Annotated in this window: 21 protein-coding genes; 10 read left to right on the forward strand and 11 right to left on the reverse strand. The window is 69.3% G+C overall.

The annotated features are described in order from the left end of the window. Positions 1-146: 146 nt before the first annotated feature. Together AB0H36_RS19780 and gndA are read right to left on the reverse strand one after the other, a co-directional pair. Positions 147-587, reverse strand: a complete 441-nt coding sequence (locus AB0H36_RS19780) for a DUF6319 family protein (protein ID WP_360524884.1) — start codon at positions 585-587, stop codon at positions 147-149. A 111-nt stretch (positions 588-698) separates the two neighbouring features. Further along, positions 699-2,138, reverse strand: coding sequence for an NADP-dependent phosphogluconate dehydrogenase (gene gndA, locus AB0H36_RS19785; protein WP_360524887.1), 1,440 nt, complete (start codon positions 2,136-2,138; stop codon positions 699-701). A gap of 182 nt (positions 2,139-2,320) precedes the next feature. On the opposite strand from gndA, the gene AB0H36_RS19790 reads away from it, so the two are divergent. The 4 genes from AB0H36_RS19790 to AB0H36_RS19805 are packed head-to-tail and all read left to right on the forward strand — an operon-like array spanning position 2,321 to position 9,072. Next, on the forward strand, positions 2,321-5,551 hold the full coding sequence (locus AB0H36_RS19790; protein ID WP_360524890.1) for a DUF2961 domain-containing protein: 3,231 nt from the start codon (positions 2,321-2,323) through the stop codon (positions 5,549-5,551). Positions 5,552-5,580: 29 nt separating this feature from the next. Next, positions 5,581-7,194 (forward strand): family 43 glycosylhydrolase, encoded by a 1,614-nt coding sequence (locus AB0H36_RS19795; RefSeq protein WP_360524893.1) that lies wholly within the window; start codon positions 5,581-5,583, stop codon positions 7,192-7,194. Next, positions 7,191-7,727, forward strand: coding sequence for an isochorismatase family protein (locus AB0H36_RS19800; protein WP_360524896.1), 537 nt, complete (start codon positions 7,191-7,193; stop codon positions 7,725-7,727). The genes AB0H36_RS19795 and AB0H36_RS19800 overlap by 4 nt, the downstream gene beginning before the upstream one ends. Positions 7,728-7,761: 34 nt before the next feature. Beyond that, positions 7,762-9,072: a cytochrome P450 gene (locus AB0H36_RS19805; protein WP_360524899.1), complete on the forward strand. Its 1,311-nt coding sequence runs from the start codon at positions 7,762-7,764 to the stop codon at positions 9,070-9,072. A 96-nt stretch (positions 9,073-9,168) separates the two neighbouring features. On the opposite strand, the gene AB0H36_RS19810 is transcribed toward AB0H36_RS19805, so the two are convergent. Next, positions 9,169-9,918, reverse strand: coding sequence for an SDR family oxidoreductase (locus AB0H36_RS19810; RefSeq protein WP_360524902.1), 750 nt, complete (start codon positions 9,916-9,918; stop codon positions 9,169-9,171). A gap of 88 nt (positions 9,919-10,006) precedes the next feature. Here AB0H36_RS19810 and AB0H36_RS19815 point away from each other — a divergent pair, with 88 nt between their 5' ends. Next, the gene (locus tag AB0H36_RS19815; protein ID WP_360524905.1) at positions 10,007-10,603 is read left to right on the forward strand and encodes a TetR/AcrR family transcriptional regulator; all 597 of its coding nucleotides are present in this window, start codon (positions 10,007-10,009) and stop codon (positions 10,601-10,603) included. Here the strand turns inward: AB0H36_RS19815 and AB0H36_RS19820 are convergent. The 4 genes from AB0H36_RS19820 to tyrS all read right to left on the reverse strand — a co-directional run bounded on the left by AB0H36_RS19820 (position 10,600) and on the right by tyrS (position 14,682). Then, a complete protein-coding gene (locus AB0H36_RS19820; RefSeq protein WP_360524908.1) occupies positions 10,600-11,424 on the reverse strand; it encodes an NAD(P)H-binding protein in 825 nt (274 codons plus the stop codon). The genes AB0H36_RS19815 and AB0H36_RS19820 overlap by 4 nt on opposite strands. Next, positions 11,421-12,608, reverse strand: coding sequence for an aminoglycoside phosphotransferase family protein (locus AB0H36_RS19825; RefSeq protein ID WP_360524911.1), 1,188 nt, complete (start codon positions 12,606-12,608; stop codon positions 11,421-11,423). The genes AB0H36_RS19820 and AB0H36_RS19825 overlap by 4 nt, the downstream gene beginning before the upstream one ends. 86 nt (positions 12,609-12,694) lie before the next feature. Beyond that, on the reverse strand, positions 12,695-13,378 hold the full coding sequence (locus tag AB0H36_RS19830) for a hypothetical protein (RefSeq protein ID WP_360524914.1): 684 nt from the start codon (positions 13,376-13,378) through the stop codon (positions 12,695-12,697). Between the two features lie 77 nt (positions 13,379-13,455). After that, on the reverse strand, positions 13,456-14,682 hold the full coding sequence (gene tyrS / locus AB0H36_RS19835) for a tyrosine--tRNA ligase (protein WP_360524917.1): 1,227 nt from the start codon (positions 14,680-14,682) through the stop codon (positions 13,456-13,458). A gap of 209 nt (positions 14,683-14,891) precedes the next feature. On the opposite strand from tyrS, the gene idi reads away from it, so the two are divergent. Then, on the forward strand, positions 14,892-15,452 hold the full coding sequence (gene idi / locus AB0H36_RS19840; RefSeq protein ID WP_360524920.1) for an isopentenyl-diphosphate Delta-isomerase: 561 nt from the start codon (positions 14,892-14,894) through the stop codon (positions 15,450-15,452). Here idi and AB0H36_RS19845 read toward each other — a convergent pair. The 4 genes from AB0H36_RS19845 to AB0H36_RS19860 are packed head-to-tail and all read right to left on the reverse strand — an operon-like array spanning position 15,447 to position 19,526. Next, positions 15,447-16,328, reverse strand: a complete 882-nt coding sequence (locus tag AB0H36_RS19845) for an NAD(P)/FAD-dependent oxidoreductase (RefSeq protein ID WP_360524923.1) — start codon at positions 16,326-16,328, stop codon at positions 15,447-15,449. The genes idi and AB0H36_RS19845 overlap by 6 nt on opposite strands. Before the next feature lie 31 nt (positions 16,329-16,359). Beyond that, positions 16,360-17,358 (reverse strand): 2-dehydropantoate 2-reductase, encoded by a 999-nt coding sequence (locus AB0H36_RS19850; RefSeq protein ID WP_360524926.1) that lies wholly within the window; start codon positions 17,356-17,358, stop codon positions 16,360-16,362. A gap of 41 nt (positions 17,359-17,399) precedes the next feature. Further along, positions 17,400-18,839 carry a HAMP domain-containing sensor histidine kinase gene (locus AB0H36_RS19855; RefSeq protein WP_360524929.1) on the reverse strand — a complete coding sequence of 480 codons (1,440 nt, stop codon included), beginning with the start codon at positions 18,837-18,839 and terminating at the stop codon, positions 17,400-17,402. Between the two features lie 3 nt (positions 18,840-18,842). After that, the gene (locus AB0H36_RS19860) at positions 18,843-19,526 is read right to left on the reverse strand and encodes a response regulator transcription factor (RefSeq protein ID WP_360524932.1); all 684 of its coding nucleotides are present in this window, start codon (positions 19,524-19,526) and stop codon (positions 18,843-18,845) included. Between the two features lie 166 nt (positions 19,527-19,692). On the opposite strand from AB0H36_RS19860, the gene AB0H36_RS19865 reads away from it, so the two are divergent. The 4 genes from AB0H36_RS19865 to AB0H36_RS19880 are packed head-to-tail and all read left to right on the forward strand — an operon-like array spanning position 19,693 to position 24,407. After that, positions 19,693-21,486 (forward strand): ABC transporter substrate-binding protein, encoded by a 1,794-nt coding sequence (locus tag AB0H36_RS19865; protein ID WP_360524935.1) that lies wholly within the window; start codon positions 19,693-19,695, stop codon positions 21,484-21,486. A 19-nt stretch (positions 21,487-21,505) separates the two neighbouring features. After that, on the forward strand, positions 21,506-22,471 hold the full coding sequence (locus AB0H36_RS19870; RefSeq protein ID WP_360524938.1) for an ABC transporter ATP-binding protein: 966 nt from the start codon (positions 21,506-21,508) through the stop codon (positions 22,469-22,471). Then, positions 22,468-23,484 carry an oligopeptide/dipeptide ABC transporter ATP-binding protein gene (locus AB0H36_RS19875; protein WP_360524941.1) on the forward strand — a complete coding sequence of 339 codons (1,017 nt, stop codon included), beginning with the start codon at positions 22,468-22,470 and terminating at the stop codon, positions 23,482-23,484. The genes AB0H36_RS19870 and AB0H36_RS19875 overlap by 4 nt, the downstream gene beginning before the upstream one ends. Next, positions 23,481-24,407, forward strand: a complete 927-nt coding sequence (locus AB0H36_RS19880) for an ABC transporter permease (protein WP_360524944.1) — start codon at positions 23,481-23,483, stop codon at positions 24,405-24,407. Before AB0H36_RS19875 ends, AB0H36_RS19880 begins: the two co-directional genes overlap by 4 nt. Position 24,408: the final 1 nt, after the last annotated feature.

Genomic DNA, 24,408 nt, shown 5'->3' on the forward strand with positions numbered 1-24,408 from the left:
CGATGTGTTTGTTTAATTACCCCCCGGGTGGGGGTTGTGCGATCGATACGCCCGCTGGGCGGGTTTTAACCCACCAAACGACAGCGGTTGTGGAACAGGCCGAGCCCCTGGCTGAGGCAGGCCCGTGGAACAGGCCGCGGGGGAGGTCAGTCGAGGTCGGCGAGGGCTTTGCGGGCGGCTTCCAGTTCGGCTTCGAGGGCGGCTACCTTGGCGGCCTGCTGCTCGCGGGCGGCTTCGATGACCTCGTCGATCGGGGTGGAGAGGTCCTCGTGCAGCTCCTTGGCGGCGCGGGAGACCGCGGCGGCCGCGACGGCGAGGTTGCGGGCCAGGTAGGTGGTGCCCTGCTTGAGCTCGGCGTGCCACTCGCCGTCGGCCGTGCCGGTGACGGTCAGCGTCAGCTCGAGGGTCTTGGTCTTCTTGCCGGCCGCCTTCTTCGCCGGAGCCTTCTTCGGCTTCTCCGCGGCCACAACAGCCTCGGGAGCCTCGACAACCTCGGAAGCCGGCGCCGGGTCGGCAGCCGGGCCAACGGTGTCGGGAGTGTCGGCGACGTCAGACGGCGCTTCTACTGCCAGAGTGTCTACAGTCATCGTTGCGGCGATCTCCTTCTGAACATCGCCCGCCGTGAGCGGGCTGGCGCTGAGCGTCTATTAGAACATACGTTCGAAGCCCAGCGCCAATCCGCCACACCACATCAAACCTCAGCTTTGCGTCTCCGACCGGTCGCCCGACCACTCGAGGTGGAAGGTCCCCTCGCGGTCCGTCCGCCGGTAGGTGTGCGCGCCGAACAGGTCACGCAGACCCTGGATCAGCGCAGCCGGCAGCCGCTCCGCCCGCAGACCGTCGTAGTACGACAGTGCGGCCGAGAACCCAGGCGCCGGTACGCCGACGGTCGCAGCCGTGGCGACCACTCGACGCCAAGCCTCCTGACCGTTCGAGACGGCGTCCTTGAAGTAGTCGTCGACGAGCAGCGACGGCAGGTCGGCGTTCCGGTCGTACGCCTCCTTGATGCGGTCCAGGAAGCGCGCCCGGATGATGCATCCGCCCCGCCAGATCGTCGCCATCGCACCCAGGTCGATGTCCCATCCGTACTGCTCGCTCGCCGCCCGGATCGCGTCGAATCCCTGCGCGTAGGCGACCAGCTTCGACGCGTACAGCGCGTGCCGCACGTCCTCGATGAACGCGTCCCGGTCCACGTCCGCCTTCGTGTCGGCCGGCCCCGGCAGCACGCCGGCGGCAGCAGTACGCCGTACGACGTCGCCCGACAGCGACCGGGCGAACACGGCCTCGGCCATGCCGCTCACGGGGATGCCCAGGTCGAGCGCAGACTGCACGGTCCACCGACCGGTGCCTTTCTGCTCCGCCTGGTCCAGTACGACGTCCACGAACGAGCCGCCCGTGGTCGGGTCGGTCTGGCTGAGCACCTCGGCAGTGATCTCGATCAGGAACGACTCGAGGTCGCCGGTGTTCCACTCCCGGAACACGTCGGCCAGCTCGGCCGGCGACAGACCCAGGACGTGCCGGAGCAGGTCGTACGCCTCCGCGATCAGCTGCATGTCGGCGTACTCGATGCCGTTGTGCAGCATCTTGACGAAGTGACCGGCGCCGTCCGGCCCGACGTGCACGCAGCACGGCTCGCCGTTCACGTGCGCGGAGATCTTGGTCAGCATCGGCTCGAGCGCCGCGTACGACTCCGGGGAGCCGCCGGGCATGATGCTCGGGCCGTTCAGCGCGCCCTCCTCGCCGCCGGACACGCCGCTGCCGACGAAGTGCAGGCCCTTCTCGCGCAGCGCGGTCTCCCGGCGCCGGGTGTCGGCGAAGTGCGCGTTGCCGGCGTCGACGACGATGTCGCCCTCGTCCAGCAGCGGCACCAGCTCGTCGATGACCGCGTCGGTCGGCTCGCCCGCCTTGACCATGATGATGATCTTGCGCGGCTGCTCCAGCGACGCGACCAGCGCGGGCAGGTCGGCGGCGGGGACGAACTCGCCCTCGTGGCCGAACTCCTTGACAAGGGCGTCGGTCCGGCTCTGCGACCGGTTGTGGACGGCGACACGGAACCCGTTGCGCGCCAGGTTCCGGGCCAGGTTGCGGCCCATCACCGCGAGGCCGGTGACGGCGATCTGGGCTGGAGCAGAACTCATCGAATCTCCCGCTGGTCAGTGTGGTGTCGGGACCCAGTCTGTCGCGCGCGGCAAGGGCGCGATCCGGCGGGCCCGACCCGTGGGACGGCCAGCCAATTTGCCCGCGAGGTCTTCTCAACCACCCGATCGCGATGGTAGACATCTCAGAAATCGATTTCCCACGAAGTCGGAAGGCCGCCCACATGCTCCGTCGTGTCGCCGCGCTCGCCCTCAGCGCGCTGCTCGCCCTCCCTGTTCTGACCACCCCGAGTACGGCGTCAGCCGCCAAGGAAGCCGCCAAGGAAGCCGCCACGGAAGCCGCCAAGGAAGCCGCCGAGCAAGCCGCCAAGCATGCGGCGCTGAACGGCCCGGTCGGCTGGGACGTGTACCGCAATCTCGACCGCCTGCCCGAGCTCCAGACCGGCGTCCGGACCAAGCAGTTCTCCAGCTTCGGCCGCGACGGAACCAACAACGACGGCTTCGACGGCAAGTACTCCTGCGTGCGGACCACCGCGCAGGGCTGCGTGATCGCCGAGGACGAAGGCCCGGGCGAGGTCGGGACGATCTGGTTCACCCGGGACGACGGCAACGTCACCAAGACCGGCACGATCACGATCGAGCTCGACGGCAAGCAGGTGATCCACACGTCCCTGCAGGACCTCGCCGACGGCAAGCTGGGCGCGCCGTTCGTGTTCCCGCTGGTCGCGAACGCGGAGGAGACCAGCGGCGGCGTCTACGTCCGGGTGCCGATGCCCTACCAGCGCTCGATGCGCATCACCACCCAGAGCAACCCGTACTTCTACCACGTCGGCTACCGCGAGTTCCCCGACGCGAGCGGCATCCGCACCTTCGACCCGGCCGACAAGGCCGAGGACGTCGTCGCGCTGCTGAAGGCGTCCGGCACGAAGGACCCCAAGCCGGCCCAGCCCAACAGCCAGACCAGGACCACGAGCCTGAACCTTGCCCCCGGCAAGCAGATCACGCTGGCCGACACCACGGGAGCAGGTGAGCTGAGCGCGCTGCGGCTCAAGCTGCCCGAGATCGTCGGCCTCGACCTGAAGTCGTTCGCGGACGACGGACGCGCGTTCACCGGCAGCAGCAAATTCACGGTCAAGGTCGATCCGGCCAACACCGGCGTGCAGCTGATCCGCCGGATGGACCTACGGATCGGCAACCAGCGGGCGAAGGTGCTCGTCGACGGCGTCGAGGCGGGCGAGTGGGCGCCGTTGAAGGCAGAGGGCGCGCAGTGGCACGACCAGGTCGTCGACCTCCCGGCCGCGCTGACCGCCGGCAAGTCGCAGCTCACGATTACCAACGAGTTCGTCTCGTCCGACCTCGACTTCAACGAGTTCACCTACTGGGCCGACTCGATCGTCGGCGGTACGGCGAAGCGCACCGACACCCTCGACCTCGGCCCGAACCACCTCGCGGAGGAGCAGGCGCACGGCTACGTCATCACCAAGCAGAACTGGAGCGGCATGCACTCGATGGCGTACGCCGCGACCGAGGAGGACGCGGCCCGCGTCAAGCCGTCCGACTCGCTGCTGGCCGGTGTCCGGGTGCAGGTGACGATCGACGGCAAGAAGCGCGTCGACGCCCCGATCGGGGAGTTCTTCGGCTCCGGTCTCGGCGAGAACCCGGTCCGCTCGCTGTTCTTCGCGATGGACCCCGACGGCTGGTACTCGTCCTGGTGGCCGATGCCGTACGCCGCCCGTGCCACGGTCACTCTGGTCAACAAGTCGACGTACCCACTGACCGGGCAGGCCGAGACGACGACGGCGCGGGACGCGCGCAAGGCGGTCGACCTGCTGACCGGGAAGACCGGCTACTTCACCGCGATCTCGCATCGCGGCGAGACCACGCAGGGCAGCGACTGGACGTTCGCGGACGTGAGTGGGCGCGGGAAGTTCGTCGGCGTCTCCCAGACGATGGAAGGTTTGCTTGCCGACGGCAACACGCGCGGCTACCTCGAGGGTGACGAGCGGGTGTACGTCGACGGCGAGCGGACGCCGGCGATCCACGGCACCGGGACCGAGGACTACTACGAGTCCGGCTGGTACTTCAACGCCGGCACCTACTCGACCCCGTTCCACGGCAACTCCGCACACGAGGTCAAGGCCGGGTTCTGCACCTATGAGTGCGACGGCGCCTGGCGGTTGCACATCACCGACGCGATCGGGTTCCAGAACCTGCTCGACTTCAGCATCGAGCACGGCCAGCAGGACGATCACCCGGCGATCTACGGCTCGACGGCGTTCCTCTACACCGCCGCGCAATTCGGCGCGCGCGAGACCGACCGGGTCGACACCGGCTCGGCGCAGAGCCGGCAGCAGCACGGGTACGTCGACACCGCGACACAAACTGAGCTGACGTCCGTGTACGAAGGTGAGTACGACGACATCGTGCTGACCGACCAGGTCCGGTCGACGACCCAGCCGATCAAGTTCAGCGTGACGATCGACCCGGCCAACCGCGGCGTGACGTTACGCAGGACGAGTGACCAAAACACCTCCGGCCAATCGGCCAAGGTGTTCGTCGACGGCAAGGACGCCGGCACCTGGCTGCAGCCGCTCGGCAACGATCGGCAGCGTTGGCTGGACGACAACTACCAGTTGCCTTCGGTACTCACCTTCGGTCGCACCGAGCTCGACATCGAGCTCCGCCCGACCGGGCCGAGCTGGACGGCATCGTCGTACGTCGTCCAGTCCCTGGTCCTCCCGTACGGCGACAACCGTGCGCCCGGCGCGGTTGCCGCAGTGACTGCGGCCGGGCGGACGAACAACGCGATCGACGTTCGCTGGTCCGACGCGGTCGACGAGAGCGGCGTCGCGCAGTACAAGGTCTATGGCACAAAGGCCGGCGGCTCCGAGAAGCTGATCGGCACGAGCCCGCTGCCCGGGTTCCTGCACCGGGATCTCGGGCTGCACGAGACCTGGTCGTACCGGGTCGCCGCGGTCGATCTCGCCGGACACACCGGCGCGAAGTCGGCGGTCGCCCAGGCGACGACCGGCAACACGCTGCGGGTCGAGGGTGAGTCGATGCTGCCGCCGGTTTCCTCGACCGTGCCGGTGGATCCGCAAGGCAACTGCTGCGGGGTGAGCTGGTCGAACGGCACCCAGGCCTGGATCCACGGAACCAAGGCCGGCGACAAGGTCGTCCTCGGGTTCACCGTCCCGACCACCGGCTCCTACGACCTGTCGACGGTCCTCACCAAGGCCGCCGACTACGGCATCGCGGAGCTCGAGGTGGCGGGAGCCAAGGTGACGTTCGACGGCTACGTGGCGGCCGGAGTGAGCACGCAGCAAGTGGATCTGGGGACCGCGCAACTCACCGCAGGCAGCCATCAGCTCACCATCACGCTGACCGGGAAGAACCCGGCCGCGACCGGCTACCTGGTCGGCCTCGACTTCCTCGACCTGGTGCTCAACTCATGATCCGCAAGGTTCTTGCCACAATTGTCGGCTTGGCATTCCTCACGACGCCGCTGCAGGCCGCGGCGTCTCCCGATCAGGTGCGCATCACGCCGTACGTCGAAGTCGACAAGGTGGTTGCGGCCGGGCCGTTCACCAAGGTCTACGACCCGAGTGTCGGCGAGACCGGGCCCTGGTACTACAACGATCACACGCTGGTGCAGAACCGTGAGACCGGCGTCTGGCACGTGTTCGCGATCACGCATGCCGAGCCGGCGAACCCGCTCGACGAAAAGAGCTTCGGGCACGCCACCGCGCCGACACCCAACGGTCCGTGGACCAAGCAACCACCTGCGCTGGTCGCCGATCCGGCGGCGGGCGAGAGCCACATCTGGGCCCCGTACGTGCTGTACGAGGCCGGGACGTACTACATGTTCTACGCCGCCGGCACGCCGGACCACACGGCGTACCGGATGCACCTCGCGACATCGACCGATCTCGTGCACTGGACCCGGGACGCGGCGAACCCGTTGTTCACCGACGGATTCGACGGGCGGGACCCGATGGTGCGCAAGGTCGGCGACCAGTGGGTGATGTACTACACGGCCAACTCGACCCCGGCCGGCGGCAACCACATCGTTGCCTACCGCACCAGTCCTGACCTGAAGAACTGGAGCGAGCGGCGGACGGCGTTCCAGCACCCGGTGACGGGGACGTTCGGTGGCCCGACGGAGTCGCCGTACGTCGTGCAGCGCGGCAGTGACTGGTACTTGTTCGTCTGCTGCGACGGCGGTTACGAAGTCACCAAGGTGTACAAGAGCAAGGACCCGCTGCACTTCACGGTCGATCAGCTGGCCGGGACGATCCCGGCACACGCGGCGGAGGTCGTCCAGGACGGCAGCGACTGGTACGCCACCGGAGCCGGTTGGGGGAAGGGCGGTCTGTTCGTCGCGCCGCTCGATTTTGCCAAGGTGCAGGTGACGAAGGGCCGTGTGGTGAGTACGGCGAACTACCGGGCGACGATCGAGACGAGTCCACGCGCGGCGCTGACCGGTCTGCAGGTCGACCCGGACGGTCGCCGTGACTACCGTCCGGTCCTGGACTCGAGCGGCCGCTCGACCGCGCCGTACCTTGCGGTCGGGAACTTCGGCGCGACCGACCTCAGCGGTCCGGCGGCGCGCGTGGACGCCGGCAGATCGTCGCTGAGACTGCGCGGCATCTCCTTCGGGGACGAGCCGGTCACGGCAGACTGGTCGTTCGACTTCGGCGCGACCACGTTCGACACCAGGCTCGACTGGACGGTGCACGACGACACGAACGCTCCGGTCTGGGAGGTCGCGCTGAACGTCGACTCGGCGCTGGCCGACCAGGATGACCCCGGCGGCTTCGGGCGGAACGGCGACGTCCCAGGGCTGCCGCGGTGGTCGATGGCGACCGGCGGCGGACTCAGTGTCGTGACGGCGTACCGGCCGGGCTCGGCGTGGTCCGCGGACAACCACTGGTACGACCCGCCGAACGGCTCGGTCGCCTGGCAGCCGCTCTGGCAGCCGGGAGGACGGCCACTCCCACCGGGTTCGTACGACGGTGGCCGGTGGCGGCTCGGGTTCTCCGGAACCGAGCGGGACGTCGCGTTCGCCGAAACCCTGGCCGATAGTCTCGGTGGGTGACCACACTCAGCCTTGACCCCCGCAGTACCGCACTGGTTCTGATCGACCTGATGCCGCGGATCGTGGCGCTGGAGACGGCGCCGCTGAGCGGTCCGGAAGTGCTTGAGCGATGCGTGGCGCTCGCGAAGGCGACACGGTCCGTCGGCGGGTTGGTCGTGAATGTGCGGGTGGAACGGCCCGGGGTCGAGGTGCAGCCGGAGGGCAGCGGGTTCGCGCCCGGCGCGGCGCCGGAGCCGGGTGATCTGGAGATCGTGAAGCGGACGATCGGCGCGTTCGGCCGGACCGAGCTGGACCACGAGCTCCAGACCCGCGGGATCGAGACGGTCGCGCTGGCCGGGATCGCGACGAACTTCGGCGTCGAGTCCACCGGCCGGGCCGCGGACGACCTCGGCTACGACACCGTCTACATCACGGACGCGATGACCGGGCTGGACGGCCGGGCCCACGAGCTCGCGGTGTCGATGATCTTCCCGCGGCTCGGCACCACCTGCTCCGGCACCGAGTACGTCGCCGCCCTGGGCCCCAACGCCTGAGTTTGTCACCGGCCGGCTCGGGCACAGGGCGGCCATGCTCCCCACTGCGACGTTTCCGGACGCCGCCCGGGCGATCCGCGACGTACTGCTGCCGGTGGTTGCGCAAGGCGCGATCCTGCGTCGCCCGGCGGCCTCCAGATCGGCCGAGCTCCTGCACGCCGACGACCACGCGCTCCGCCGGGTGCGGGCGCTGCGGGACAAGTACGGCGAGGGGCCGCTGCTGATCCGCCTTCCGGGCCGGACCATCGCGCTCGTCCTGGACCCCGGCCACGTCCACCGCATCCTGCACGAGACCCCCGAACCGTTCTCCGCGGCAACCAGTGACAAGGTCGGCGCGCTGAACCACTTCCAGCCGCACGCCGTCCTGGCCACCGACCCGCCGCTGCGGGCACCGCGCCGCGAGCTGAACGAGGAAGCGCTCGACACCCACCAGCCGGTCCATCGCCACGCCGAGTCGATGACCGCCGCCATCACCGAGGAGCTCCAGCTCGAAGGGACGTTCGGCTGGACCGACTTCCGGGCGGTCTGGTCGCGGATCGTCCGCCGGATCGTGCTCGGCGACGAGGCCCGCGACGACACCGAGCTCACCGACCTGCTCGACGTCCTGCGGTCGAACGCCAACTGGGCGACGCTGCATCCACGCAACCGGAACGCGCGGCAGCGGCTCGATCGAAAGCTGGCCGAGTACGTCGAGCACGACGCGCCCGGCAGTCTCGTCGATGCGCTGATGCTGAGCTCGATCAAGCGGGACAGCCGGACCGTGGCGCCCGGGGGAGGGCTCGATCCGGCCGGTCAGGTGCCGCACTGGTTGTTCGCCTTCGACGCCGCGGGCATTGCGCTGTGGCGACTGCTCGCCGTACTCGCGACGAGGCCTGACGTCGCCGAGCAGATCGCCAAGGACGACTCTCCGCTGCGGGCGTACGCCGGCGGCGCTGTTCTGGAGTCGCTGCGCTTGTGGCCGACGACGCTCGTCGTACTGCGCGAAGGCCGGACCGAGACCTTCTGGGATGCGGGTACGGCGCCGCCCGGGACCGAGTTCGCCATCGTGAGCTCGGTCTTCCACCGCGACGACGAGGCGCTGGACTTCGCGAACGACTTCGTCCCCGAGGTCTGGCTCGACGGCCGCTCGGACGGGTCGTGGCCGCTGATCCCGTTCAGCGAAGGCCCGGCGGTCTGTCCGGGCAGGAACGTCGTACTCCTCACCACCAGCACCGCAGCCCACCACCTCACCTCCAACTACGACCTCGACCTGGACCCGCACACCCGAGCCAAACTCACCCGCGGTCCCTTGCCCGCCACCTTCGACCACACGGCACCCCGCATGGGTTTCTGGAGGAAGCCATGAAGGCCAGACCGGCCGAGATCGGCGACCCGACGAGCACGGCTTCATCGTCCTCCGCGACCCCGAAGGCAACGAGTTCTGCGTCATTCAGGTCGACGACTAGACCGCGAGACGGCCACCGTCGATCGGGAGTGTGGCGCCGTGCACGAGGGCGGCTTCTTCTGAGGCCAGGAAGACGATTCCGGCGGCGATCTCGGAGGGAGTGCCGACGCGGTTGAGTGGGGTGGTGCCGGCCAGGTCGCCCAGCCCGTCGCCGAGCACCGCGGTCCCTTCCGTTCGGGTCGGCCCCGGGCTGACCGCGTTCACGCGCACGCCGTCCGGCCCGAACTCCGCCGCCCACGCCTTGGTCAGCAGCTGCAGCGCCGCCTTGCTGGAGCCGTACAGCGCCGCGCCGGCCATCCCGAACGACGCGACCATCGTGGTCAGGTTGACGATCGAGCCGCGGCCGTGCTCGGCCATCAGCGGCGCGAGCTCGGCGACCAGGTAGAACGGTGCGCGCACGTTGACGGCGTACACCTCGTCGAAGTCCGCGGCCGCGACCTCGGCCGTCGGCGCGAACGGGAACAACCCCGCGTTGTTGATCAGTACGTCGACCCGTCCGCGACCCAGCGCGATCGCCTGCTTGGCCAGCGACCGGACGCTGTCGAGATCGGCCAGGTCCGCCTGCACGAAGTCGGCCCGCCCGCCCGCGCCCCGGATCGCCTCGACCGCGGCGGTGCCCCGGGCCACGTCCCGGCCGCTGATCACCACGTGCGCACCCCGCTGGGCGAGCTGATTCGCGACCTCGCGCCCGATCCCGCTGTTTCCGCCGGTGACCAACGCAGTCTGCCCGGCAAAGTCCTGAGTCATCGCAGTCCTGTTCGGTAGTTGGAGTAATTGCTCCAATCCTTCGCCGGAGAAATTGGAGTATCAACTCCAAAAAGCTATGCTGGGTGCCGTGGGACTGACGAAGAAGGGACAGGCGACCCGGGACCGGATCGTCGCGGCGGCGTCCCAGCTCATGCTCGAGCAAGGGGTCGCGCGGACGACGATCGAGGACATCCAGGCCGCGGCCGGGGTCAGCCCGTCGCAGCTGTACCACTACTTCCCGGGGAAGAACGCGCTGGTGCTCGCGGTCATCGAGTACCAGACCGGCCGGGTGATGGACGTCCAGCACCAGGGGCTCGACGAGCTCGACACCCTCGGGTCACTCAGCCAGTGGCGTGACCTGATGGTCGGCATCCTGACCGAGACGCAGTGCGCCGGCGGCTGCCCGCTCGGCTCCCTCGCCAGCGACCTCGCCGAGAGCGACCCGGTCGCCCGCGTGCAGCTGGCCAACGCCTTCGCCCGGTGGGAGGAACTGATCCGCGACGGTCTGGTCCGGATGCAGAAGCGGGGCGAGCTGAGCGAGGCCGCCGACCCCGGCGATCTCGCGGTCGCCATGCTCGCCGCCGTACAGGGCGGCCTGCTGCTCAGTCAGGTCCGCCGCGACCCCGCGCCGCTGCGGACCGCGGTGGACACGATGATCGCCCACCTCCGCACGCTGACGACCTAGGCGAAGAGGCTCGCGTTCGAGTGGGTCCACTCCTGCAGGGTGCGGGGTTCGTGGCCGGTGACCATCGCGACGGTGTCGTTCACCGAGGTTTCGTCGATGATGCCGTCCCCGAAGAAGCTCTCGATCGCATCGGCGTACGGCGCGGGCATGGAGGCCTGCAGTTCGTCATGCGTCTCCGCCCGGCTCATCGGGTACGGCGCCAGCGGACGACCGAGCGCCTCGCCAAGGATCGCCACCTGCTCCGGCGGCGTGAGGGCGACCGGGCCGGTCAGGCGGTGGATGGCGCCGGCGTGGTCCTCGGTCAAGGCGCGGACCGCGACGTCGGCGATGTCGAGGGGGTGGATCGTCGAGATCGGGACCTCGGGGAACTGCACGCGGACCACGTCGCCGGCGCGCAGTTGGTCCAGCCAGCGCAGGGTGTTGGACATGAAGGAGTTGGGTCGGAGGAAGGTCCACTCGAGGCCGGATGCCTTCACCGCTTCCTCGGCCGCGTGATGGTAGGCCGCGATGGCGTTCGAGGTGTCCGCGCTGTCCAGTGAGCTGCTCGACAACAGCGCGACCTTGCGGACCCCCGCGCGTACGGCGTTGTCGAGCAACTCCTCGACCCGGTCGTAGCCGCTCAGCAGGAAGATGCCCGTCACACCGTCGAGCGCGTCGACGAACGTGTCCGGCTGGTTGAGATCGCCGTACACCGGGTCGATCCCCGCCGGCAGGGCGACCTCCTTGCGCACCAGCGCGCGCCCCGGCAGCCCCGCGGCCGCGAGTGCCTCCACCACCGCGCCGCCTGCATTGCCGGTCGCACCTGTCACCAGAACGGTCATGCCAGCTCATTTCTGTAGGCCTGCACGGCTGCCTGAAGCTCCGTGCGCGGGTCGTCCCGATGGTAGACGCGCTCGTCGGGCTCGATGTTGTCGAGGAAGGTCTGGTACATGACGGCGTAGATCAGATGGTTCAGGACCGTCATCGGCCGGAGAGCGCGCGGGGGATCGGCGTCCGGTCGGTGCTTCTTCCACGTGGTCGTCCACACGTCGAGCGCATCGGCCCGTTTGGCCTCCGGCAGCCAGTCGAGCAGCCGCGAGATGTCGGTCGCCGGGTGTCCGACGAAGGTGTCCGCCCAGTCCACGATCGCTCGCGCGGTGCCGTCCGAGCGCCAGTTGCCGGGGTGGAAGTCGCCGTGCACCAAGGTGATCGGCAGTCCCGCGATCTGGAGGTCGGCGACCATCGCAGGCAGTCGGGTCAGCAGTTCCTCGACGTCCACGCGGTCGGTCGCGGGCAGTTCGACGACGTCGAGGAGACGCCTGACTTGAGCAGCCAGGCCATCCGGGAGCATTCGAGGCGCTCGCAACCCGTCGAGGTCGTCTGCGAGTTGGGCCTGTACGGCGACCCACCGGCTGACCACGTTCTCGACGGTGGCCGGATCGGGTTCCCAGCAGTCGACTCCCGGGGCGTGGGCGAGCAGTGACCAGCGGTCCGCCATCGACCGGCCGAGGACGGTCGGCGCGAGCGTCTCGTCGTACCGCTGGACCTGCTCGATGATGTCGGCGTCCACGCTGGCGAACCGGCTCGTCGCCTTGACCCACGCGCCGTCGAACCGCATCAGGCACGACAGGTTCCACGTCTTCACCTGGACCGGCTCGCCCGGTCCGATGATCGACCGCGCCCACTCGGCCATTCGTTCCGGCCCGTCCACCTCGGCCCACGTTGCCCGCCGCGGCTGCGGCGCGACGATCGCGTCCCAGCCGTCGTACGGCGTCTCGTCCAGCACACCGGACCGGGGTTCGCCCATCGCCTGCACGTGGTACACGGTCCGCCCGCCCCGACCGATCACGTCCTCGTCCGCATGCACCAGCCGCAGTACGACGGTCCGCACCCCCAGCACCTGCTCGAGCCGACGGGTCACCCCCTCGACCTCCGACCACCACGCCGGCCCCACCTCGAACGCCGGCAAGCGCCCCACATACCGGGCCCCCACACTCACCAACGCCTCAACCCTCTTGACTTCCACCCGCCAAGTGTCCCCACCCGCCACCCGTAGGTCTCCAGGTTTTCGGAAAGAAGGTGTCGCGAGGTGGCAATGACCTTCCGGAAAGGTCAGCGCACTGGGCAGGACGGACTGCAGGGCGTGGCGTCCAGGCCCGGGTGGGTACGGCGCAGTACCAGCGAGTGTGAGTCGGCGGCGACATCGGCAATGATCGGTCTCAGCGATCCGCGATGGCGCAGGCGCGGACGATCGGCGAGGGCCTGCAGGATGTCCACCGTACTGACTCGGCCGCTTTGGCACGCCTCGGCGATGAGCGCCGCCGACTGCTCCAGCGACGGCGTGACGCCGACGATATCCAGTACGGCGTGCGCGGGTGTCCGCCGCGGTGGGACGACCCGGGAGAGACGGTCGGCCCAGTGCGCATCGCGGTGAATGACGAGCTCGGGCCGCGCCACCACCCGGCGCCGCTCCGGAATCGTCAGGTGAATCGGACGATTGCGGTCCGGTGCGATCAGGCCGAGCTGTTCCGCCGCGGTGTAATGGCTCCACGCGGCGTCGGGTCCGGCGTACAGCAGCGCTGCCAGCAGCCTCTCGTCGTACCCGATCGGCCCGGTGTGTGTCGCGTAGACACCGGGATGGACGGTCTGCCATCGCCTGCTGCGCAACGGCCGCCTGATCCGCGCCGCGGTCCAGCCGGCTGTCAGGAGCTGAGCTCGCGAGACGATCCGGCCTTGGTCGTGGATGAGCGCGTGCAGCCCACCGTCCGCGAGTTGCCGCTCCCACCACCACTCCATCCGCCCACCCTCCCCGATCCCACTCCCGCCCCGCAGACCCCCTGTGGATAACCGGCTCTCCGGAAGAAGGTGGTCGCTCAGTGACCACTTTCTTCCGGAGACCGCCGATGGCTGAGCCGGTGCCAGGTGCGTGGGCCGGACTTGAGTACGACGTCGGCGCTCAGGTCCACGGTGTCGGCTGGATCGGCGGCTCGGGTTCCGTTGATGGTTACCGCGCCGGCGCGGATCAGGCGGCGGAGGGCGGAGTTGCTGTCGGACGGGCGTGCAGCCTGGAGGAGTTCGAGAACGGTCGGTGTGTGGGACGGGACCAGGACCTCCGGGATGTCGGTCGGCTGGTGGCCCTCTGAGAACGTGCGGGTGAACGACTCGAGCTCGGCCCGGGCCGCGCCGGCGCCGTGGTAGCGGGTGACGACGGCTGCGGCCAGCCGGAGCTTGGCGTCGCGTGCCGCCGGCCCACCGGCGGACGCGGCCGCACCAAGAGCGGCGACTGTGTCGAGGGCAAGCTCGGTGTAGACGTGCGCGTAGCTCTCCACCAGCGAGTCCGGGATGCTCATCAGCTTGCCGAACTTGTCCCGCGGGCTGTCGGTCAGCCCGATGTAGTTGTTCAGCGACTTCGACTGCTTCGCCCGGCCGTCGATCCCCGGCGTGATCGTGGTCGTCATCACCACCTGCGGCGGCGCCCCAAGTCGCTGCTGGAAGTGCCGGCCGAGCTGCTCGTTGAACAGCTGGTCCGAGCCCACGATCGTGAGATCGCTGCGCATCGCGAAGCTGTCGTATCCCTGCAGCACCGGGTACACCAGTTCGTGCACCGCGATCTCCCGCCCGGCCGCGACCCGCTCCCGGAACATGTCCCGAGCCATCAGCTGGGCCTGCGTGACCTGGCCGAACAGGCTCAACAGCTCCGCCACGGCCATCCTGTCGTACCACTCGGAGTTGCGGCGGATCTCCAGCACCTCGGGGTCGGTGCGCAGCACGAGTGACACCTGTTCGAGGAAGGACTGCGCGTTCGCCTCGATCTGCGCCGGGGTGAGCTGCGGTCGGGTTTCGGAGCGGCCGGTCGGGTCGCCGACCCGCGTGGTCACGTCGCCGAGCAGGAAGACAACCTGGTGGCCGAGGTCCTGCAGCTGGCGCATCATCCACAGGTTGACCGCGTGTCCGAGGTGCAGGTCGGGCGCGGTGCAGTCGACGCCGTACTTGATCCGCAGCTGCCGGCCCGTGGCCAGCCGTTCGAGCAGCTCGCTCTCGCCGACGATGGTGTCGGTGGTACGGCGTAGTCGCTCGACCACCACCTGAGGTTCGACCATGGGATTCCTCTCGAGACAGGAGGCACCCCGCAGACGCCTCCGGGCGACAAGAAGGCACAGGAACCGGGTTCCTGTGCCGGAGGCTCTGGGTGGAGCGAGGTGTGGGTACTACCGAGTGCCGGCCCCTCCCAGAGCCGGTCGATACGCCACACGTCGCTTGATCACGCTCGACACAGTAGCAAACGACTCGTCGACTAGGCTCCTGGATTGTGACGGAGGAGCGCGTTGTGCTGCTGGACGAGGCCGGCCGGGCGATCGGGACCGAGGCCAAGGCGACGGTCCACCATGCGGCGACCCCGTTGCACCTGGCGTTCTCCAGCTACGTCGTCGACGAGGCCGGCCGGGTCCTGATCACCCAACGGGCGTTGGACAAACCGACCTGGCCCGGGGCGTGGACCAACAGTTGCTGCGGGCACCCACTTCCGGGCGAGCCGGTGGTGGACGCGGTACGGCGCCGCCTCGTCGACGAGCTCGGGATCGTCGCGGACCTGGTCGACCTGGTGCTGCCGGAGTTCCGGTACCGCGCCGAGATGCCGACCGGCGTGGTCGAGAACGAGCTGTGTCCCGTCTACCGGGTTCCCTGGACCGGCGACCCCACGCCGAATCCGAGCGAAGTCGCGTCGTACCGCTGGGCCGAGTGGCCGCTCGACCTCCCGGAGCTGTCTCCGTGGTGCGTCCTCCAGCTCACCGAGCTGCGCCGACTCGGCCCCGACCCGCTGGCCTGGCGCACCGCCGACCCGGCCGACCTCCCACCCGCCGCGCGCCTATGATTTGAGGTCGCGCTCCAGCAGATCGGCGTGCAGCGCGACGGCCGTCGTGCTCGCGTGGCCCGCCGCGCCGATCGCAAAGAGGCTCGGTACGGCGGTCGTTCCCACCGCATAGACGCCAGGGACTGTGGTCCGGCCGTTGCTGTCGACAACCACCGCGCCATCGTCGACCTGGCAACCGAGGCGAGCCGCCAGATCACTCTGCTGATGCTGGCGAACGACCACGAACACAGCCGCTGGGAGCAGCACATCACCGCCCTCGAGTACGACACGACCATTAACCACAGCCTCGACCTTCTCCCCGCGCACCCGCACGCCGGCAGTGTGCAATCGAGCCAGTTGTTCGTCGCTCAACTCGTCGCCGTCGGTGCAGAGCACGACCTCGTCGCTCCACCGGCTGAGCAACAGTGCGCGTTCGACCGACCGATCCGGCAAGCCCCGCATGCCCAACTGCACCAGCGGCTGGTCGCGAACTTCCCACCCGTGACAATGCGGACAGGCGACCACCAACCGTCCCCAGGCCTCGGCGACGCCTGGCACATCCGGCAGTTCGTCGCGCAACCCGGTTGCGAGCACGATCGCTCGCGCCTGCACGCTCGGACCCTCCACCGGGTCGACCACGAAGTCGTCGCTGATCTCGCTGACGCGAGCAGTCCGCACCTCGACGCCGTACTGCTCGAGCTGTTGGCGTCCGGCGGCGAGTAGCTCGGCCGGCGACGGACTCCCCACTCCCAGGTAGTTGTGCACGTGCGCGGCCGTCCGGTTGCGCGGGTGGCCGTCGTCGAACAGCACGACCCGCAGTCGCGCCCGCGCAATCGTCAGCGCAGCCTGCAGCCCGGCTACACTTCCGCCGACCACTGCCACGTCGTAGGCGATCATTATTCGAGAGTACTTGTAGCAAATATCGAGATCAGCTCTGGAGCTCGCGGAGGAGATCCGGACCGGGCCACGGGCGGCGGTTCGTCTCGGCCTCGCGGATCAGCTGCACGAGTTTGGCGTTGACCGGAGCGGGGCGGCCGAGGGAGTCGGCGAGGCGGACGACTTCGCCGTTCAGGTAGTCGATCTCGGTGGTGCGGCCGGCCTGGAGGTCCTCCCACATCGACGTGCGGGCGAGCGGGTCGATCGCGAGCATCTTGGCGGCAAGGCGACGGAACAGGAAGTCCGGCAGCCGGAGGATCATCGGGAAGCGGTGCATCGGGACCGGCAGGAGCTTGGCCGGTTCGATGCCGGCAGCATCCAGGAGCCCGAGCGTCTCGGCCTGCGCCGCGGCCAGGCAGCGCCGGTACGAGCGCTGCGACAGCTCGTCCCGCAACGGCAGGTCGGACAGCGCGTTGATCGGATTGTTCAAGTTCAGCAGGAGTTTCGCCCACTGCACCGGCAGGATGTCGTCGTGCTGCGTCAGCGGCAGCCCGGCCTTGGCGAAGGCTTCCAGGTACGGCGCCAGCCCCGGATGACGCTGGATGTCGAGCGCTCCCTCGGTGCCCTGGTGGAAGACGCCACCACCCCGGTTCAGCACGTTGAACGGGACCATCCCGGTGACCACGGCCTGATCGGTCAACCGCTCTCGCAGCAGTTCGCCGTTGCGGACGCCGTTCTGGAAGCTGATGACGAGCGCGCCGGGCTTGAGGACTTCGGCGAGCTCGGCGGCCGCGCCCTCGGTCGCCGCGGACTTCACCGTCACCAGGACCAGATCCGCCTCGGCGGCCGCGGCGGGTGACGTCTCGTACCGAACGTCCGCCGCCTCGACCCGCAGATCCGCGCCGAGGTAGTCCGTCAGCCGCAGCCCGTGCGTGGCCAACTCGTCCGCCAAGCGCTGCCGCCCGACGAACGTCACCGGCGCTCCGGTCGCGGCCAGCCTTCCGCCGACGTAGCACCCGATCCCGCCGGCGCCGTACACCACGATCTTCATGAGTCCACATCCAACCGGATCACACCGCGATTCGGGACCATCTAGGTGGTCTTGGCGGGGAGCTCGACGACGAAGCGAGCTCCGCCGCCGGGGCGGTCGGTGACGGTGATGGCGCCGTGGTGCCACTGGACGTGCCGGGCGACGATGGCCAGCCCGAGGCCGACGCCGCGGCTGCGGTTGCTGGTCTCGCCACGGCCGAAGCGTTCGAAGATCCGGTCCCGGTCGGCCGCGGGGATGCCGGGCCCGGCGTCGTCGACGGTGATGACGACACCCAGGCCGCCGGCTTCGACCCCGACGCCCTTGCAGCCGCCGGCGTGGTCCTCGGCGTTCTCGACCAGGTTGGCGATCACGCGCTCCAGCCGGCGCTTGTCCGCCTGCAGCGTCAGGCTCTCGGCCTCCGGCTCGACAGTCGTCACGTCCCGCCCGGCGGCCGCGTTCGCAGCGGCGCGGACCAGATCGGCGATCCGGACGATCTCCCGGCTGCCCCGGTCGCCGCCGTCGTCCCGGGAGATCTCCAGCAGGTCGATCACCAGCCGCCGGAAGCGCTCGAGATCGTCGCCGAGCAGCTCGACCGGCTCTCGTACGGCGCCCGGCAGCTCGGTGCGATGGTTCTGGATCAGCTGCATCGAGTTCAGCATCGTCATCAGCGGCGTCCGCAGCTCATGGCTGACGTCCCCGGCGAACCGCGCGTCGGCCGCCACCCGGCGCTCCAGGTCGGCCGCAGTCTGGTTGAACGACCGCGCCAGGCCACGCAGGTCGCGGTCGTCCTCGACCTGCAGCCGGGCATCCAGCTGTCCGCGCGCCACCGCGTCCGCGACCCGGGTCAGCGCGGCGAGCGGGCGCAGCGCCAGCGTGCTCGCGAGCCGTCCGACCGCGAGACCGATGAGCACGGTGACGAGCCCGGCCAGGATCAGCGTGAGCTTCAACGTCCGCAGCGTGTTGTCCAGGCTGCCGAGCGGATGCCACTCGAAGAAGACCTCTCCTGGCCCGCGCAGCGGTACGCCGACGGCGAGCACCGGCTGACCACCGACCACCAGGCGGCGTTGCGCCGTACTGCCGTTGCGGACCTGCTCGAGCAGGTCGGCGGGCAGGTCGGACGGCCGCCCGGTCATCGAGTACCACTGGCCGTCGTAGAACACCATCGAGGAGGCCGAGTCGGTGGACGGCAAGCTGTTCAGCAGGTCGATCACGCTGACGTCCGGCTTGAGGGTCGCGGTGCCGCACTCGACGTGCTCCCGGTCCGGCCGGCAGGGTTGCGGTGGGCCGAACAAGCCGTACTGGAACGCTGCCGCGTTGTCGGCTGTCTGCACCTGCGCCGACGTCTCACGCTGGTCGGTGAGGTACTCCGAGACCACGGTCCAGGTGACGAGAGCGAGCACCGCGGACAGTCCGAGCGCGAGCAGCCCGTAGGCCAGCATGACCCGGCCGCGCAGGCTGAGCCCGATCCGTTGCCGCCCCCACCGCGCCAGCCGCCTCCGCACCGGTCAGCTCACCAAGCGGTAGCCCAGGCCGCGCGCGGTGACCAGGTGCGTCGGGCTGGCCGGGTCGTGCTCGATCTTCAGCCGCAGTCGGCGGATGTGCACGTCCACGATCCGGCTGTCCCCGAAGTACCCGTAGCCCCACACCTTCGACAGCAGCTGCTCACGGCTCAGCACCTTGCCCTCGGCGCCGGCCAGCTCGGCGAGCAGCTTGAACTCGGTCCGGGTCAGCGACAGCACGGTGTCGCCCCGGGTCACCTCGTAGCCCAGCACGTCGATCCGCAGGTCGCCGACCACCAGCACCTCGGACTGCCGCGCGTTGGCCGGCTCGACCCGGCGCAGCAGCGCCCGGATCCGGGCCGACAGCTCCTTGGCCACCAGCGGTTTGGTCACGTAGTCGTCCGCTCCCGCCTCGAGCCCGGCCACCACGTCGTGGCTGTCGGTCCGCGCGGTCACCATGATCACCGGTACGTCGCTGGCCCGGCGGATCTCGCGGCAGACGGAGAAACCGTCGCGGTCGGGCAGCATCAGGTCCAGCAGCACCACGTCCGGCGGCTCCCGGCGCAGTGCGGCCATGGCGTCGTACCCGTTGGCGGCCTCGGCGATCTGGTAGCCCTCGTCCTCCAGGGCCAGCCGCAGGACCCGGCGGATCCGCGGCTCGTCGTCGACCAACAGCAAGCTGTGTGTCACCGGTCCAGTGTGACCCACAGCAGGCCCAACTGTGAGTGACGTCTGTCATGACTTCGTCATCTTCGCGCGGACTCGCGGTGACAAGGCTCTGACGGTTCTGTGACCGGCCTTCCGTACGGCGCTCGCCGTCCTAGCTTCGGCCTCATCGAGTCCCGGAGGAGGACCAATGGCCAGAAGACGGCTGGCGGCAGTATCCCTTGCCGCCGTGGCGACGCTCGCGCTCGCCGCATGCAGCAGTGGTGGCGGATCACCGTCCGGATCCGGAAGTACCGCGGCCACACCGGTCACCGGCGGCACCCTGAACATGCTCGGGGCCGGCGATGTCGACTACATGGATCCCAACATCAGCTACTACTCGGTCGGCTACCTGAACCTGCGGATGTGGAGCCGCCAGCTGTTCACCTACCCGGCCGAGCCGGGCGGCGCGAACACCAAGCCGGTGGCCGACCTGGCCACCGAGATCCCGACCAAGGACAACGGCGGGATCAGCGCCGACGGCAAGACGTACACGATCAAGATCCGGCCCGGCGCGCAGTGGAACACGTCCCCGGCCCGGCAGGTGACCGCCGCCGACATGGTCCGCGGCGTGAAGCGGACCGCGAACCCGGTCCAGCCGTTCGGCGGCATCCCCGACTTCGCGAACCTGATCGTGGGCTACAAGGCCTTCGCCGACGGTTTCGCCAAGGTGGACAAGACCCCGGCCGCGATCCAGGCCTACATCGACAAGACGCCGCTGCCCGGCGTGGTGGCCAAGGACCAGACCACGGTCGAGTTCCACCTCACCCAGCCGGCCACCTACTTCGTCGACATGCTCACGCTGCCGGCCTTCTCCCCGGCCCCGGTCGAGGTGCTGAAGTACCTGCCGGCCAGCACCGAGCTCGGCAACAACTACCCGTCCGACGGCCCGTACAAGGTCGACTCGTGGGTGCCGACCAAGTCGATCACGTACTCGCGGAACCCGGCTTGGGACGCCTCCACCGACCCGGTGCGCAAGGCGTACGTCGACAAGATCGTGGTGAACGAGACCGTCACCCAGGACTCGGTGCAGCAGCAACTGCAGACCGGTACGCCGACCGCCGACATGGAGTTCGACGTCCCGCCACCGCCGTCGCAGCTGCCGGCCCTGCAGGCCAAGAAGGACCCGAACCTGACCATCGGCGACACCGCGAGCTCGAACCCGTACGTCATCTACAACACCGTGTCGCCGAACAACAACAAGGCGCTGGAGAACCCGAAGGTGCGGCAGGCGATCAGTTACGCGATCAACCGTGACCACATCCTGCAGGTGCTCGGGGGCAAGACGCTGAACCCACCGCTCACCCACGTGCTGCCGGACGTGATCACCGGGTCCAAGCAGATCGACCCGTACCCGTACGACCCGGACAAGGCCAAGCAGCTGCTCGCCGAGGCCGGGTACCCGCACCTGACGCTGAAGTTCCTCTACCGCAACGCGACCGAGGGCAGCAGCAAGACGTTCCAGACGATCCAGCAGGACCTGTCCAAGGCCGGGATCACCGTCACCGGTGTGCCGTCGCCGAACGCGGACTTCTACGTGAAGTACCTGCAGGTCCCGGACGTCGCGCGGCGCGGGGTCTGGGACCTGTCGCTGGCCGGTTGGGGCGCGGACTGGTACGGCAACGCGGCGCTGTCCTTCTTCAACCCGTTGTTCTCCGGCGAGCCGTCGTTCCCGCCGATCGGCAGCAACTTCGGCCTCTACAACGACCCCGAGACCAACGCGCTGATCAAGCAGGCGATCGCGGCGCCGACGACCGACGCCGCCGCTGAGCTGTGGGCCAAGGCGGACGCGCGGGTGATGGACCAGGCCGCGTTCTACCCGCTGACCAACAACAAGCAGGCGAACTACCACGCCGAGCAGGTGAACAACGCCGTCTACGTCCCCTCGATGCAGAACTACGACCCGACCAACGTGTGGCTCTCCAAGGACAAGCAGGGCGGCTAACCTCATGGCCCTGCTTGAAGTGAGGGACCTCAGGGTCTCCTTCGACACCCCGGACGGTACCGTCCGTGCCGTCCGGGGTCTGTCGTTCGACGTCGAGGCCGGGCAGACGCTGGCGGTGGTCGGCGAGTCCGGCTCCGGCAAGAGCGTCGCCACCCAGACCATCACCGGCCTGACCAGGGGCGCCCAGGTCTCCGGTACGGCGTACTTCGACGGCACCGACCTGATCACCGCCGACCCGGCCACCCTGCGGCGGTTGCGCGGGGACCGGATCGGGATGATCTTCCAGGACCCGCTGTCCAGCCTGCACCCGCACTACCGGATCGGCTGGCAGATCGTCGAGATGATCCGGGCGCACGACCGGGCGATCGGCAAGGCGGCGGCCCGGCAACGCGCCGCCGACCTGCTCACGCTGGTCGGCATCCCGCGGGCCGCGGAGCGGATCGACGACTACCCGCACCAGTTCTCCGGCGGGATGCGGCAGCGGGTGATGATCGCGATGGCGATGGCCCTCGACCCGGCGCTGCTGATCGCCGACGAGCCGACCACCGCCCTCGACGTGACCGTGCAGGCCCAGGTGCTGAACGTGATGCGCCGGCTGCAGGACCAGTTCGGCACGGCGATCATCCTGATCACCCACGACCTCGGCGTGGTCGCGGAGATGGCCGACGACGTGGTCGTGATGTACGCCGGCTCGGTGATGGAACGCGCGCCGCGCCGCGACATCTTCTACCGCAACCATCACCCTTACACCCAAGGGCTGCTGGCCTCCCTGCCGGCCCGCTCCGGCGAGCGGCTGACGCCGATCCCGGGCAGCCCGCCGAGCCTGATCAGCCTCCCGGCCGGGTGCCCGTTCGCGTCCCGCTGCCCGCACGTGTTCGACAAGTGCCGCGCGGAGACGCCGCCGCTGGCCGACGTCGGCGGCGACCCCCGGCACCAGTCGGCCTGCTGGTTACCCCACGACGTAAGCGAGGCGATCGCTTCATGAACGACGACGTACTGCTGAGAGTGGAGAACGTCCGCAAGGAGTTCCCCACGCACTCGCGGGAGGTGGTCCGGGCGGTCGACGGGGTCTCCCTCGAGGTCCACAAGGGCGAGACCCTCGGCCTGGTCGGCGAGACCGGCTGCGGCAAGTCGACGCTGGCCCGCTGCATGGCCCACCTGTACGACGTGACGTCCGGCTCGGTCTGGTTCGACGGGACCGAGATCAGCACGCTGTCCCGCAAGGCGATGCGTCCGGTCCGGCGTGAGGTCCAGGTCATCTTCCAGGACCCGTACGGCTCGCTGAACCCGCGCCGCCGGGTCGGCTCGATCATCGGCGACCCATTCAGCATCCACGGCATCGCGTCGGGCCTGGACCGGAAGAAGAAGGTCCAGGAGTTGATGGAGCTGGTCGGGCTGAATCCCGAGCACTACAACCGGTTCCCGGCCGAGTTCTCCGGCGGGCAGCGGCAGCGGATCGGGGTCGCCCGGGCGCTGGCGCTGCGGCCGAAGCTGGTGATCTGCGACGAGCCGGTGTCCGCCCTCGACGTCTCGATCCAGGCGCAGATCATCAACCTGCTGGCGGATCTGCAGCGCGAGTTCGACCTCACCTACGTGTTCATCTCGCACGACCTGTCCGTGGTCCGGCACGTCAGCGACCGGATCGCGGTCATGTACCTGGGCCAGATCGCGGAGATCGCACCGACCGCCGACCTGTTCGCGCAGACCCGGCACCCGTACACCCGGGCGCTGCTGTCCGCGCTGCCGGTCGCGGATCCGGACACCGCCGACAGCCGCGAGCAGATCATCCTCGGCGGTGACATCCCCGCCGCGACGAATCCGCCGGCCGGCTGCCGGTTCCACACCCGGTGCCCGAAGGCCCGGGCCGACTGCGCAGCGGGCGAGCCGGCGCTGGTCGCCGTACTCGACGATCCCGACGACCACCGCACGGCCTGCCTCCATCCGCTGGAACTGGGCGAGGACCTGTCCACCGCCATACCGGATCTCAAGGCCTCATGACCACCGCGCTGGAGTTGGTGGACACCTCGGTCGAGGCGCCGGCGATCGAGGGGCGCAGCCCGTTTGCGCTTGCATTGCGGCGGTTGCGCCGGGACAAGGTCGCGGTGGTCTCGCTCGGGGTGATCGTGCTGATCGTGCTGATGGCGGTCTTCGCGCCGCTGTTCGCGCACGTCACCGGGCACCCGCCGAACGAGCAGTACCGCGACATCGGGCTGACCGAGGACGGGCTGCCACGCGGACCGAACGGGACGTTCTGGCTCGGCACCGACGACCTCGGCCGCGACATCCTGGTCCGGATCGCGTACGGCGCCCGCGTGTCCCTGCTCGTAGGCGTCATCGCCACCGCGATCACCGTCGCGATCGGCGTCGTCCTCGGGCTGGCCGCCGGGTTCCTCGGTGGGATCGTCGACACCGTGCTGGCCCGGCTGATCGACGTCGTACTGTCGGTGCCGTTCCTGTTGGTCGCGATCGCTCTGGTGTCGGTCACCGGGCCCAGCCTGACCGTGACCGTGCTGGTGATCGGGTTCTTCAGCTGGGCGTCGGTGGCCCGGATCGTGCGCGGGCAGGTGCTGTCGCTGCGCGAGCGTGAGTTCGTCGAGGCGGCCCGGTCGCTCGGCGCCGGCGACGTCCGGATCATGTTCGTCGACGTGCTGCCGAACGTGCTGGCGCCGGTGATCGTCTACACCACGCTGCTGATCCCGGTGGTGATCGTGACCCAGGCGACGCTGTCGTTCCTCGGGCTCGGGCTGCCGCCGCCGACCGCGGACTGGGGCGGGATGATCAGCGCGTCGCAGAACTACTACACGACCGCGTGGTGGTTCATCCTCTTCCCCGGTCTGGCGCTGCTGATCACCACGCTGGCGTTCAACCTGTTCGGTGACGGGGTCCGGGACGCCTTCGACCCCCGAGCGGATCGGACCTAGG

Origin of the sequence: Kribbella sp. NPDC050820 (assembly GCF_040653975.1) — a bacterium.
Classification (GTDB): Bacteria; Actinomycetota; Actinomycetes; order Propionibacteriales; family Kribbellaceae; genus Kribbella.